Annotated in this window: 11 protein-coding genes; 4 read left to right on the plus strand and 7 right to left on the minus strand. The window is 54.9% G+C overall.

What is annotated here, in order from left to right; all coding sequences use genetic code 11:
* Positions 1-28: 28 nt before the first annotated feature.
* The 7 genes from WCK51_14500 to WCK51_14530 are packed head-to-tail and all read right to left on the minus strand — an operon-like array spanning position 29 to position 8,100.
* On the minus strand, positions 29-604 hold the full coding sequence (locus WCK51_14500; protein MEI7578097.1) for a lactate utilization protein C: 576 nt from the start codon (positions 602-604) through the stop codon (positions 29-31).
* On the minus strand, positions 594-1,979 hold the full coding sequence (locus tag WCK51_14505) for a lactate utilization protein B (protein MEI7578098.1): 1,386 nt from the start codon (positions 1,977-1,979) through the stop codon (positions 594-596). Before WCK51_14505 ends, WCK51_14500 begins: the two co-directional genes overlap by 11 nt.
* The gene (locus WCK51_14510; protein MEI7578099.1) at positions 1,976-2,710 is read right to left on the minus strand and encodes a (Fe-S)-binding protein; all 735 of its coding nucleotides are present in this window, start codon (positions 2,708-2,710) and stop codon (positions 1,976-1,978) included. Before WCK51_14510 ends, WCK51_14505 begins: the two co-directional genes overlap by 4 nt.
* Positions 2,707-4,077, minus strand: coding sequence for an FGGY-family carbohydrate kinase (locus tag WCK51_14515; GenBank protein ID MEI7578100.1), 1,371 nt, complete (start codon positions 4,075-4,077; stop codon positions 2,707-2,709). Before WCK51_14515 ends, WCK51_14510 begins: the two co-directional genes overlap by 4 nt.
* Entirely contained in the window at positions 4,067-6,124 is a 2,058-nt protein-coding gene (locus WCK51_14520) for a bifunctional aldolase/short-chain dehydrogenase (protein MEI7578101.1), read from the minus strand. Before WCK51_14520 ends, WCK51_14515 begins: the two co-directional genes overlap by 11 nt.
* A gap of 1 nt (position 6,125) precedes the next feature.
* Positions 6,126-7,307 carry an L-rhamnose isomerase gene (gene rhaI / locus WCK51_14525; GenBank protein MEI7578102.1) on the minus strand — a complete coding sequence of 394 codons (1,182 nt, stop codon included), beginning with the start codon at positions 7,305-7,307 and terminating at the stop codon, positions 6,126-6,128.
* Positions 7,294-8,100 (minus strand): DeoR/GlpR family DNA-binding transcription regulator, encoded by an 807-nt coding sequence (locus WCK51_14530; protein MEI7578103.1) that lies wholly within the window; start codon positions 8,098-8,100, stop codon positions 7,294-7,296. Before WCK51_14530 ends, rhaI begins: the two co-directional genes overlap by 14 nt.
* A gap of 109 nt (positions 8,101-8,209) precedes the next feature.
* Between WCK51_14530 and WCK51_14535 the strand changes: the two genes are divergently transcribed.
* From WCK51_14535 to WCK51_14550, 4 genes are read left to right on the plus strand one after another with little or no spacing between them, the layout of a single operon-like run.
* A complete protein-coding gene (locus tag WCK51_14535; protein MEI7578104.1) occupies positions 8,210-9,727 on the plus strand; it encodes a sugar ABC transporter ATP-binding protein in 1,518 nt (505 codons plus the stop codon).
* Positions 9,724-10,671, plus strand: a complete 948-nt coding sequence (locus tag WCK51_14540) for an ABC transporter permease (protein MEI7578105.1) — start codon at positions 9,724-9,726, stop codon at positions 10,669-10,671. Before WCK51_14535 ends, WCK51_14540 begins: the two co-directional genes overlap by 4 nt.
* The gene (locus tag WCK51_14545; protein MEI7578106.1) at positions 10,668-11,618 is read left to right on the plus strand and encodes an ABC transporter permease; all 951 of its coding nucleotides are present in this window, start codon (positions 10,668-10,670) and stop codon (positions 11,616-11,618) included. The genes WCK51_14540 and WCK51_14545 overlap by 4 nt, the downstream gene beginning before the upstream one ends.
* A complete protein-coding gene (locus tag WCK51_14550; GenBank protein ID MEI7578107.1) occupies positions 11,615-12,682 on the plus strand; it encodes a substrate-binding domain-containing protein in 1,068 nt (355 codons plus the stop codon). The genes WCK51_14545 and WCK51_14550 overlap by 4 nt, the downstream gene beginning before the upstream one ends.
* The last annotated feature ends 53 nt before the right edge of the window (positions 12,683-12,735 follow it).

The raw sequence follows: 12,735 nt of genomic DNA on the forward strand, positions 1-12,735 counted from the left end.
CTTCTCTTTGCCAGCGGCCAAAGTCGCGTCAATCTTCGAGCAAAATGACTTCCAGTTTTCGCGGTCCGTGAACGCCCTCGACTCGAACTAACTCGATATCGCTGGTCGCGCTTGGGCCGCTGATGAAGGTGAGTGGACGAGTCGGGTCCAGACGTTGAAGAGCTTCTTCGAGCGTGGCAACAATCTGGTCAGCCCGGATGATGCAGATGTGATGATCGGGGATCAGGGTGATCGCTCGCCGTCCCTGGTCGGGTCCGGAGTCGAGCACAATGGTTCCAGATTCCTCGATCCCGACGGCGCACATGGTGATCGTGGTATCAAATAGCGCTAGATCGGCATGTGAGTAGTCTTTATCGCTTTGGGCCGGAAAGATGAAAAAGTCAAACTGTTCCGGGGTGAGACATTGCTTGTTTTCACAAAGAGTGGCAAGCAGAGATTCAATATCATTTCGTGTTGTTCGGTAGACAGTCGCGCGATAGTCTTCAACTCGCTCCACAAACGCCTCCAAAGAAGCGGGCCGTTTTTCCACTGGCACGCGCTTGTGGAGAGCAGGAGTCACGGCCGCCGAACGGATGCGTCTGAGGATGAGTTCCTTACTGTCCACGTTTGCTCCACCAAGTTCGGAATGACTCAGCTGGCACTTCGGGCATCTCCCGAGAATCAGTCCAGCCTTTCACGAGGCCAAGGCCAGAGACAATCGAAACTCCCAAACGCCGCCCCTTCAGCGCGGCTGAGAACCGGCGATGATCCGACATCATCCAGAAGGCGGCTCGAAACGCCGAGGACTCAGCGGGATTCTTAGCAGTCTTGCCCCGGAGGTAAGCCAAAACCTCGGGAATGTTGATTTTTACCGGACAAGCCTCATAACACGCCCCGCACATTGAACTGGCGAAGGGAAGTGTGTTTGCGTTCTTGTGCTCCATTCCTAGCAGTTGGGGAGTGAGAATCGCGCCGATCGGGCCGGGGTAAACGCTACCGTAGGCATGGCCGCCGGTTCGCTGATACACCGGGCAGACATTGAGGCACGCGGAGCACCGGATGCAGCGAAGGGTTTGGCGCCCAACGGCATCGGCCAAAACGGTCGTCCGCCCATTATCCAGCAGGATGAGGTGAAACTCCTGAGGACCGTCGCCTGGAGTCACACCAGTCCAGATTGAGGTGTATGGGTTCATCCGCTCAGCGGTGCTCGACCTAGGGAGCAGCCGCATCAGAGTTGCGACATCTTCCCACTTAGGAAGAACCTTTTCGATCCCCATAATCGTTACCAGAACCTCTGGTAGGGTCAGGCACATCCGACCGTTTCCTTCGGATTCGACAACTCCGATGCAGCCGGTCTCGGCGACGGCAAAATTTGCTCCGCTGACTGCCATTTTGGCTTCCAGGAATTTCTGCCGGAGGTGAGTTCGTGCGATCTCGGCCAGAGCTGCGGGCTCAGATGTCTCCGCACGAACTCCGAGTTTGGCTTCAAAGAGAGCTCGAATCTCGTCGCGATTCTTGTGAATCGCAGGCACAAGGATGTGGCTCGGCGAGTCATCTGCGAGTTGACATATGAGCTCCGCCAGATCAGTCTCTAGGGCCGTTATGCCCTGAGCGGCAAGGCCATCGTTGAGTTCAATTTCATCACTCGTGATGCTTTTGACTTTCACAACCTTTGACACCTGGTGTGACTTGGCAATCATTGCCACAATCTCGACAGCCTGGGTCGCGGTAGCCGCCCAATGAACCTTTCCACCGGCCGCAACCACCTTTTCTTCAAGAATTAGAAGATTCTCTTCTAAGTTGGCGAGCGCCTCGTCCTTCAGCATCGATCCGGCAGTTCGAGTCTGCTCCCAATCGGCAATCTCGGCGACGACCTTCTCCCGCTTCGAGCAGATTGTTCGGGTCGCAAAGCCCAGATTGTGTCGAAGTGTGCGATTCTTGAGCGTCTCCCGCGCGGCGTCCGAGAAGGACATCGAGGGCCGGATTCCGCCCCCGCTCATTTGGGCTCCTGCGATGCCAGAACCTCGGCAAGATGGATAACCTTCGGGACTTTGCCATCCTTTCGTAGGCCCCCGCCGATGTGCATCAAGCAACTATTGTCGATGGCAACGCAATACTCGACATCAAGCGCGCAGATTGTTTCGCACTTATCCTGAAGCATCGCGGCGCTCGTGTCGGAGTTCTTCAGGCTAAATGTTCCGCCAAAGCCGCAGCACTGCCACTTCTCGCTCAGCTCCACAAAATCGAGACCTTGAACTTGGCGGAGTAACTGCTCAGGAGAATCTTTCAGTCCGAGAGCTCGTGCGCCGTGACAAGTTGGATGGTACGTGACCCGATGCGGGAAGTATGGGTTGAGCACATCCATGCCGCCAAACTTCAAAATGAACTCGCTCAATTCAAATAGCTTTCCGTCCATCTTTGCGGCGCGTTCGATGAGATTTGAATTCTGTGTCCAATGACCAGCGTGGCCGAACATTTCGCGAACGTTTGCCACACAGGAGCCGCTAGGGGAAACAATGCATTCTGCATCTTCGTAGATGTCCAGCCAGCGCTCGGCGAGTTGGATCGCTTCATCGGTGTAGCCAGAATTGAGGTGCATTTGGCCACAGCAAGTCTGGCGTGGATCAAACTCGACTGAATGTCCAAGACGCTCTAGAATTTCGGTCGTTGCGACACCGGTGCCAGGGTAAAGCGCATCGTTCAGGCAGGTAATGAAGAGCTGAATGGTCATGGTTTCGGCTCAAAACTGATCAGTTGACTACTTCGCCGAACTACATCTCGAATCGAATCGCCTTCGAGGTCGCCTGCCGCGTGAAACTGCATCAGCAGATTCCCCATGAGAGTTGCCTCAACCGGCCCCGCAACCACTTGCAATCCACTGCGGTCTGCAATGAGTTGGTTCAATACCGAGTTCTGTGATCCGCCCCCGACAATATGAATCGTGGTTATCTTTCGGTTAGTCACTCTTGCAACATCCCGAACCAAAAGAACCGTCTTCTCCGCGAGACTCACAAGGATAGCCGCCACGACCTCGGCCTGGCACGCGTCTCCAATCTCGCTGATCACCCGATCTGGCATGTCTGGGCCAGGTGCGAGAAACTTCGGAAGATCAGGGTCGAACGCCTTCGCTTCTCTCAGGAACGGTTTGCTGGATTCAATCAGCGCATCCCAATCCTGCAGATCCCAAGCGCGGGCGCACTCCTGGAGAATCCAAAGACCCATCATGTTTTTGAGCAGCCTGGTTGTTCCAAACGCACCGCCTTCATTCGACCAACCTTCATTGCCCTCCATCAACGGTGCAGCAAGCTCGACTCCGACTAGCGACCATGTTCCGCTACTGACATAGGCGCACGCTTCTGGATCTTCCATCGGAACAGCGAGGACTGCCGAGGCGGTGTCGTGGGTGGCGGGCAGGATAACCTCCGTTTTTGCCAGCCCTGCGGCTGACTTGAATCTGAAGCTCAGCTCTCCAATGTTCGTTCCTGGCGGGAAGATTTCGGGCATGAACTCTTCCGAGACTCCGCACCACTCGAGTAACTCTGGGATCCACTTTCCGGTGACTGGACTCAACATCTGCGTCGTGCTCGCGTTGGTGTACTCAGTCCCCCGGTAAGAGGTCATCATATTGTGGAAGACGTCCGGGATCAGAAACATCTGGTTGTCGGCACCTTCGAGATCGTCTGTCGCGCACTTGAGCTGAAAGAGAGTGTTAAACGGGAGCAACTGCAACCCAGTGAGCCGGGTGATCATCTCCTTTTCGTCATCGCTCAGCCTGTCCAGCACTCCGTCCGTTCGTGGGTGACGGTAGCAGTACAGGTCCGCCATGATGTCTCCATCGTCAGAAATTAGTGCGTAATCGACCGCCCAAGAATCGACTCCTACGCTCGCTACCTCGCCGGCTTGACCGGCTATCATGAGTCCTCGAACCGCTTCTTCGTAGAGCCTGTCGAAGTCCCAAACCGGTCCGTTGGGGGATGTGTACGGAGAGTTCTCGAATCGGTGGACGATTTCGAACTCTAACCGCCCATCGACGATCGTCCCAACCGCCACTCGGCCTGAGCTTGCCCCAAGATCAATCGCAACTCGTCTAGCGGACATATGCGGTTGGGACGCCACCGTCAACAGTCAGGACTCCACCGGTCGTCTTGCTACTCGCTTCGCTAGCAAAGAAGTAGGTCGCCGCGGCGATGTCTTCGGGGAGGATATTGACCTTTAAGGTCGTCCGCTTTCGATAAAACTCTTCGAGTTCTTCGGGCTGAATTCCGTAGGTTGCCGCTCGTTCAGCTCGCCAAGTGCCATCCCAAATCCCTGAACCCGACAAAACACCATCGGGCATCACGCTGTTAACACGAATACCAAACGCTCCGCCTTCTTCGGCAAGGCAGCGGGCCATGTGCAACTCGGCAGCTTTAGCTGCACTGTAAGCAACGGCGTTCTTTCCGGCAGCAACGCTGTTTTTGGAGCAGATGAAGATGATGTTTCCACCTGAGCGCTGTTGCTTGAACACTTTGAATGCTTCCTTGGCGACCAGGAAGTAGCCCGTCGAAAGAATGCTGTGATTGAGGTTCCAAGTCTCCAGCGACGTTTCCTCGATGGGAGCGCTCGATGCGATTCCCGCGTTGTTCACTACGATGTCGATTCCGCCGAAATAGGAGATCGACAAGCAAAATGCCTTGCTGACGGATAGCTCGTCCGTGACGTCCATCGAAAGCGCAATGGCACGACCTTCTCCAAACTCCTTGATGAGGTCCTCCGCAACTTTTTCTCCACCCTCACGGTTTCGGTCAGCGATCACAACGTGTGCACCTTCAGCCCCTAGCTTCCGGGCGATTGCACGTCCAATCCCGCTTGCCGATCCAGTTACCAACGCAACCTTCCCAGCAAGAGGCTTGGGAGCAGGTTTGAGACTGAGTTTGTACAGCTCAAGCGGCCAATATTCGACTCCGAAAGACTCGGCTGCCGACAATGAGACGAAACCACCCATTCGGGCGGCATTTTGCATCGTGACGATTGCGCGGTGGTAGAGCTGCCTCGAAACGTTTGCGGCTTGGGCGTCGACGCCCACAGTGATCATTCCAATACGCGGAATCAATATCACACGTGGGGTCGGCGCAAACATTGATTGCCCTTCCGACTTGTTCGCTTGAAAATACGCAGAATAAGCAGTTGTGAATTCCTCAAATGCGCCGGAGACTTTCGATTTGAGTTCTTCCAGCCCTGTTTTAGGCGTCCAATCAACAAACATTGGGAGCATCTTTGTGTGTACCAAGTGGTCGGGACATGCGGCTCCGATTTGCGACAGTTCTCGGGCTTGAGAAGAATTGACGAAATCCATAACTTCGGGAGAGTCATCGCATTTCAGTACAACTGGGCCGTATTTCGAAATTGCTCCGCGCAGAATAGGCAGGATTTGGAGCAAGTAGGCTCCGCTTGACGTCTCTCTGGGCAACGTTGTCTCCTCTTGAGGAAGTGGCGAAAGCGTATTGAGATAGTCCTGAGCTTCAGCGATGATCCGGATTGTGTTGGCGTAGCATTCCGCCGAAGTTTCGCCCCAGGTGACGAGGCCGTGTTTACCCATGACGACGCATTCGAGCTTAGGGTTATTCCGAACGGCAGCTCCGATCTGTTGACTGAGAGTGAAGCCAGGGCGAATGTAGTCGACCCAAGCCGCTCTCTCGCCGTAAATCTTCCCCATGATCTCCTTCCCATTTGGGGTGCAGGCAATCGAGATGATGGCGTCAGGATGGGTGTGGTCGACGTGGGGGGCCGGGACAAAGGCGTGAAGGAGGGTTTCGATGCTTTGGCGCGGTCGGCCCCGCTCATAAACGGTCATATCCAGGTAGGCAATCATGTCCTCATCAGACATTTCGGGACGCTCGAAGAGCGGTTCAATTTCGTCCTGTTTGAGCCCCGCGAATCCACTAGCGGTGATGCCGGCAATGTCGGACCCAGAGCCTTTGACCCAGAGGACACGACAAGGTCGCCCCATATGATCAATCCCATCGGCTTTTGTGCTCGTGTTTCCGCCATAGATGTTCACCAGCGTTCGGTCGCTTCCAAGTAGCTGAGATCGGTAAACAAGTGCTTCTAACCCTTCTGAAGCCGGAGCTTCTGACGGATTCCATCGATTTTCTACCTTCACCATGTTATTCACTTGGGTACCCACCTCCAGCGTCGGTCACACCCCGTTCGTCGGCGACTTTATCCGTGTACGCTAGGGCCTCCTCAAAGGGGTTCTCCGGGAGCCCGTTCGACACTCGCCACGCTTTGAGAATTTCTTGAACATCCGTCTTGAAGGCATTGTTCAGAATCCGGTGCGCTCCAAGCACATCGCCACTTGCTTGGCGATCTCGCAACACCGCTTGGTCAACGAGCAGGGCTTTTGCGTACGCCTCTTGGCAGTTTAAGACGCTTTGCAGCATGGCCTCCATCTTCGGTTCGATGTTGTGGCTTTGGTCGATCATGTACGCGACCTTGCCTGCTGTTTCCGAGGCTAGGGAATCCGCGGATCGCTCTGCCGAGACGAGCTCGTGATAGATGCAGAACAGCTCATACGGGTTGGTGCTGCCAACGATGAGGTCATCATCGGCATAGCGCCGCGCGTTGAAGTGGAACCCACCGAGCTTTCCTTCGTCGAGAAGGAACGAAACAATCGCCTCAATATTGGTGCTTTGGGCATGGTGACCCAGGTCAACAAGAACTTGAGCTTTGTCTCCCAGTGCCACGCAGTGGCTGAGCGCAGCGCCCCAATCGAAAGAGTCTGTATAGTAGAAAGCTGGTTCAAAGAATTTGTATTCGAGAAGCATGCGCGACCCTTCTGGAAGGGCGTCATGCACAACTTGCAAAGCCTCTCGGAAGAACTTTTTTCGCTTGCGAAGGTCATCTTGTCCGGCGTAGTTTGTGCCATCCGCAAACCATAGGCTCAGGTCCTTTGAGCCAGTCTTCTTCATGATCTCGACGCACTCGAGCAAGTGGTCGACTGCCATCGTTCTGACGGCTGAATCGGGATTGGTGACCGAGCCAAGCTTGTAATGATCTTTTTGGAACAGATTTGGGTTGATTGCACCAACGGTGATCCCCTTCCGAGCTGCATAGTCGCCTAGCTCCGAGTAGTTCTCAACCTTGTCCCAAGGAATGTGCAAAGCGATGGAGGGCGCAATTCCGGTCAGACGGTGAATTTCTGCCGCATCGTCAACCTTCTCCCAAACGGTCCGGGCGGCACCGGGAGCAGCGAAGGTTTTGAACCGAGTACCAGAATTTCCGTATCCCCAGCTCGGAGTCTCGATTCTTTGGGCTGAGAGTGCGTTGAATAGCTCAATCTGATTCATGGCAGTGTTGGCTCGGATCTTCGTTAACGATTAGGCGGACGTCCTCACGCTCGAGGGCTTCTCTCAGCTCTCTCGAGGGCTGGCGATCTGTGATTAGGACATCGATTTCGTTGAGTTTAGCCGTACTAGCCAAGGCGCGACGACCTATTTTGGTGTGATCGATGAGAGCAATTTTTAGGGATCCTCCCTTCAGAAGCGCACGTTTAGTATCTGCCTCCTGTGGATTTGGATCGGTGAATCCGTCTTCGACGGTGAATCCGCCGCTGGAGAAGAAGACCTTATCCGGGTGGAGGCGGCTGAGGGATTCAATGGCGGTTGCTCCAACGAATGATCTTGCTTTCGCGTGGAAGAACCCGCCGCAGACAAAGAAGTCGATGGGTGAATTCATCACCGCTTCAACTGAGTCGAGTCCTGTGAGGATCGCTCGAACTCGCCGGGCGGGGAGTATTCGGGCCAGTGCCAAGGCACTCGTGCTTGCATCCAGTCCAACTGAGTCCCCGTTCTGAACCAACTCAAGCGCGGCGAGTGCCATGCGGTCTTTCGCGCTTGCTTGGACAAGCGAGCGCTGCTGGTAGCTTTCTTCTTCTGCCGCGTGTTCGCGGAGGCGCGCTCCACCGTGGATTCGTTCGATTTGACCAAGTTCGGCGAGGTGGTCGAGTTCTCGCCGAATCGTCATCTCACTCACCGCAAATTCGAGGGCAAGTTCGCGGATACGTACCGTTCGCTGCGCGAGCACTCGCAACATGATTTCATCCTGTCGCGATCCGCTCACTTGAACCGGCTTTGTTAGCATCTGATGAAATTATTGCACAACTTCACAACACGCGTAAGTTAAACCATTCAAAGTTGCTGTACGGTTTTGTCCGTATGCTATATTTACGTTTCACCGCAAGTTGGAATCCTTGAAGCAAGACATCGCCGTTTTGGACCCTCATTCTCCCGGGCTATCCGCTTCGGATATCTGCTTGTCGTTCGCAGGATTTCAAGTGCTCAAGGATGTGAATATTCACATTCTTCCTGGAAAAATCCATGCAATCACTGGCGAAAACGGGGCGGGAAAATCTAGCCTTGGAAAGGTCATTGCTGGACTCTACAGGCCGGACAGTGGCTCCGTCGAGCTGAATGGCAAGGCACTCAGGCTGAGTTCTCCGCGTGACGGACTGGCGAGTGGGATCGCCCTTATCCATCAAGAACCTTTAGTGTTTCCCGACTTGTCGATTGCAGAGAATATTCTTGCTGGGAACCTTCCTATCCGCGCTGGGCAGGTCGATTGGAACAAGGCGCTGGAAGTCTCAGCATCGATGTTGCGTCGTCTGGGCGCAGAGATGGATGTTAGTCGTTTGGCGGGAACGCTTTCTATTGCCGATCAGCAGCTTTTGGAGCTTGCTGCCGCGCTCTCCCACGACGCAAAAGTGTGGATTTTTGACGAGACGACCGCTCCGCTCACTCCTTCCGAGGTCAAAGAGTTGTTCGTCGTCATGCGCGAGCTTCGAGATCAGGGGTGCTCTATCGCCTTCGTATCGCACCACCTGGATGAGGTCTTTGAGATCGCCGATGAGATCACCGTGTTGAGGGGCGGAGAGCGCGTTGCACACTTCCAGACGAGTAAGACCACCCCCGCTGAAGTCGTGCGAAACATGGTTGGAAGAGATGTGGGCGCCACTGCCCGAGAGCCGAGAAAAGTCGCAACTGAACAAGCCATATCAGTAGAACAGCTTTCAGGTCCTGGCTTCAGCAATGTTTCTTTTGAGCTTCAAGTCGGAGAGATTCTAGGACTTGCAGGGTTGGTTGGCGCAGGAAGGACCGAAGTTGCAAGAGCCCTGTTCGGGATCACACTTCCATCCTGCGGCACCATCACGCTATTTGGACTGCCTTTTTCTCCTAAGAACCCGCAGGACTCAATCGCGCGCGGAGTGCAGCTCGTCCCAGAGGACCGTCGTGGAGCTGGGTTGATGCTCGAACGTTCGGTCTTAGACAACGCTTCTTTGGTGCAACTCAGGATTTTTGGTGGTGCGCTTGGGCTTCTGAACCGTAGTCAACAGGAGGCGAAGGTGGAGCCGGTTTTAACTCGCCTCAGAACCGCCTTGCGTTCGACTCAGCAACTCGTGGGGCAGCTCAGTGGCGGAAACCAACAGAAGGTCGTTCTTGCGAAATCGCTCCTAAAAACACCGAGGATCATTATCTTGGACGAGCCGACGCGGGGCGTTGATATCGGAGCCAAGTTCGATGTCCACTCCCTGATTCGCGAACTTGCTGACTCGGGCGTTTCAGTGATCCTAATCTCGAGCGATCTTTCCGAGGTGCTGAGCCTGTCCGACCGGATCGCGGTCATGCGACGCGGCTCAATGGTTGGAATCCTTGACGGCACACAAGCTACCCAAGAAGCGGTCGTCGCGCTGGCAAGCGGAGGTGAAGCTTGAAGTTGCGGCTCGGCGTGGGTGCTGGTTTGCTGGTAGCGGCCTACCTATCCGCTCCTAGGCTGTTTACCAGTGGTTCGCTCAATTCGATTCTGCTCCTTCTTCCGCTGATTCTGACGGTCGCCTTGGGCGAGTTCCTCGTCGTAGTAACGGGCGGAATTGACATCTCGGTAGGCTCCATCCTAGGTTGCTCGGCAATGACATGCGGCGTAGCGCTCAAGGTGCGGCCAGACTTGCCTATTCCGGTTTGCTTCTTCCTCGGAGCAGTCTGTGGCATAGTACTCGGAGTCGTCAACGGGCTTCTCGTTGCAAAGGCCAATCTTTCGCCGCTCATCGTCACAATTGGGACATTGGCATCCTTCCGAGGGCTTGCATTTTTGATTGGGAGCGGCGAAACGGTGACTGGAAGTTCGGTGCCAGATTCATTGACGAGTCTTTCGAACCGTGGGTTGACCCTCGGTCCCGTGACCGTGAGTTGGCTGGCTGCGCTTTGTTTGACTCTGACTGTCGCAACCGCTTGGTTCGTGAAGTATCGACCGCTAGGGAGGGCCTTGTATGCCTTCGGAGGACAACCCGAAGCCGCCGTTCGTCGCGGAATCTCGTTGAGTGGAGTTCAGCTGTTTGCCTACATATTCAGCGGACTCATGGCGGGAATCGCTGGAGTCATGTATCTCTCGCGGTTCGGTCAGGTACAACCCGGCGCTGCGGGGAGCGGATTTGAACTCACGGTCATCGCTACCGTCGCAATCGCCGGAACCAAACTCACTGGCGGGGCCGGTCGTATCGCAAATGTAGCTCTAGCTGCACTTTGCATGGCGGCAATCACAGTCAGCCTGAGCACGCTGGGAATCGATACGAACTGGCAATTGCTCGTTTACGGTTTAGTTCTTCTAGTGATGGTTTGTAGCGACGGCCACCGTCGGAATCGGGAGACGTTGATGGCATGAAGAAGAACATTCCTCCGCTTCTCCTTTGTCTACTGGTTCTATTCATTGGATGGAGGGTTTCTCCCAATTTTCTTGATGCTGCCTATTTGCGAGACTCTGCGACTCTAATGGCCGAGATCGGAATCATCGCCATTGCGATGAACTACGTGATCGCGGCGGGCCAGATTGATCTGAGCGTTGGCTCGAACATGGTTCTGACGGCCTGCGTCACCGCCAAACTCCTTCAATGGGGATTACCGATCCCGTTGGCGCTGATCGTTGGAGTCGGGTTCGCCGCCCTCCTGGGCTGGCTCAATGGACTCCTCATCACCTACTTTCAGGTGCCTTCCTTCCTAGTCACGGTTGCGACGCTTGCCATCTTCCGTGGTGCGGCGAAAGCACTACTCGGGCCAGCTTCAGTGAAGGCACCTGCGAGTCTAGTTGGCATCGACACTTCAACGATGGCTTGGCTAACTGTGCCGTTATGGATTCTCTTGGGATTTGGTTTGGCTTCGGTGATTGTCCTCAACCGAACGGTTTTTGGAGCGTGGGTGCTTGCTGTGGGTTCCAATCAGCGGACGGCGTTCTACTCGGGAGTTCCGGTTTCGAAAGTTATCCGCTCGACCTTTCTGATCTCTGGGATGTTCAGCGGTGTCGCGGCGCTCTTGATGCTCTCTCGGCTAGGAATCGCCCGCGCCGATCTGGCGAATGGAGCCGAGCTCGACGTCATCACCATCGTCGTGGTCGGCGGAACTCTGATTCAGGGCGGATCTGCGAATGTCATCGGCTCGATGTTGGCATTTCTGATGATTAGCCTTCTGCGCACTGCCATGGGAGTCGCCAGCGTCACTGCTGAGTATCAGATGACCATGATCGGGGCTCTCCTTGTGATCGCCGTGCTTGCTAAAAATGTCAACATACGGATACCATCCCGGAAACGATCACCCATCGGGCAATCAGTGCCATGAAAACAAAAACCGCCTCCCTTGCACTCGCCATTATTTCGCTGTCGCTCGTTGTCGGCTGCGGAAGCACGAAAGATTCATCGGCACCCTCGACGACTGCACCGACGACTTCGGCAGGGGCGAAGACTAAATTGGTGTTCATCCCCAAGAGCGCGGGAAATCCTTACTTTGCTCAGGTCGAGTCAGGTTTCAAATCAAGCGCCGACCAGTTTGGAGTCGATTTCACGTCCCAAGCGCCGAGTTCGGCAGACGCTACGTCGCAGTTGTCGGTGATCAAAGATCAAACTCAGCGCGGAGCAGAGGTGATCGTGATTTCTCCGAACAGCCCGGATGCACTGAACGAAACTCTCGACCAAGCGGCCGCTAAAGGGGTCGTGATCATCACTGCCGACTCAGACTTGACCGGAAACGAATCGCACAGATCCGTGGGAGTTGTACCCGTCGATTTTTCGACCATCGGGCCCGAGCAAGTTGAGCTTCTGGGTTCGCAGATCAACTACGAAGGCGAGATCGCGATTCTGAGCGCAACCAGCGATGCTCCGAACCAGAACGCGTGGATTGAAGGCATGAAAAAAGCGTTGGCCGAGCCTAAGTTTGCAAAGATGAAGCTAGTCGAAATTGTCTATGGTGACGACGAACCCCAGAAGTCAACCACGGAATGCGAAGCCCTATTGACCAAGCACCCGAACCTCAAGGGCATGATCGTCCCAACTTCAGTGGGGCTTGCGGCAGCGGCCCAAGTTCTTACTCAAAAGGAGATTGCACCGGGAGCCAAGAACGCCAAGAGTGGAGGGCTGGTGCTTACGGGGCTCGGCACTCCGAACGAGCTTCGTAAAGCCGTCGAATCTGGCGTGGTTGCCAAGTTCCAGCTGTGGGATCCTGCCGATATCGGAATCGTTGCCGCGTACGTTGGGACTCAGGTTAAGTCCAAGAAGTTAGATGCCAAGCCTGGAACCAAGTTTGAAGTCCCCGGAAAAGGGTCTTTCGAGATCAAGGAAAAGAACATCGTAGTGGCCGGAAAACTGGTCACGTTTTCAAAAGAGAACATCGGGCAGTACAAGTTCTAGTCAGCTCAGCACTTCTTGCCGAGTTTCTGCAGTCGCTTGCGCCGTTCAGCGGT

This window comes from Armatimonadota bacterium, assembly GCA_037138755.1.
Taxonomy (GTDB): Bacteria; Armatimonadota; Fimbriimonadia; order Fimbriimonadales; family Fimbriimonadaceae; genus Fimbriimonas.

What these genes read in the sequence shown, in the direction of transcription:
- WCK51_14505 (MEI7578098.1), bottom strand. Translation starts at nt 1,979, where the DNA reads ATGAGCGGGGGCGGAATCCGGCCCTCGATGTCCTTCTCGGACGCCGCG.
- WCK51_14510 (MEI7578099.1), bottom strand. Translation starts at nt 2,710, where the DNA reads ATGACCATTCAGCTCTTCATTACCTGCCTGAACGATGCGCTTTACCCT.
- WCK51_14515 (MEI7578100.1), bottom strand. Translation starts at nt 4,077, where the DNA reads ATGTCCGCTAGACGAGTTGCGATTGATCTTGGGGCAAGCTCAGGCCGA.
- WCK51_14520 (MEI7578101.1), bottom strand. Translation starts at nt 6,124, where the DNA reads ATGGTGAAGGTAGAAAATCGATGGAATCCGTCAGAAGCTCCGGCTTCA.
- rhaI (MEI7578102.1), bottom strand. Translation starts at nt 7,307, where the DNA reads ATGAATCAGATTGAGCTATTCAACGCACTCTCAGCCCAAAGAATCGAG.
- WCK51_14530 (MEI7578103.1), bottom strand. Translation starts at nt 8,100, where the DNA reads ATGCTAACAAAGCCGGTTCAAGTGAGCGGATCGCGACAGGATGAAATC.
- WCK51_14545 (MEI7578106.1), top strand. Translation starts at nt 10,668, where the DNA reads ATGAAGAAGAACATTCCTCCGCTTCTCCTTTGTCTACTGGTTCTATTC.
- WCK51_14550 (MEI7578107.1), top strand. Translation starts at nt 11,615, where the DNA reads ATGAAAACAAAAACCGCCTCCCTTGCACTCGCCATTATTTCGCTGTCG.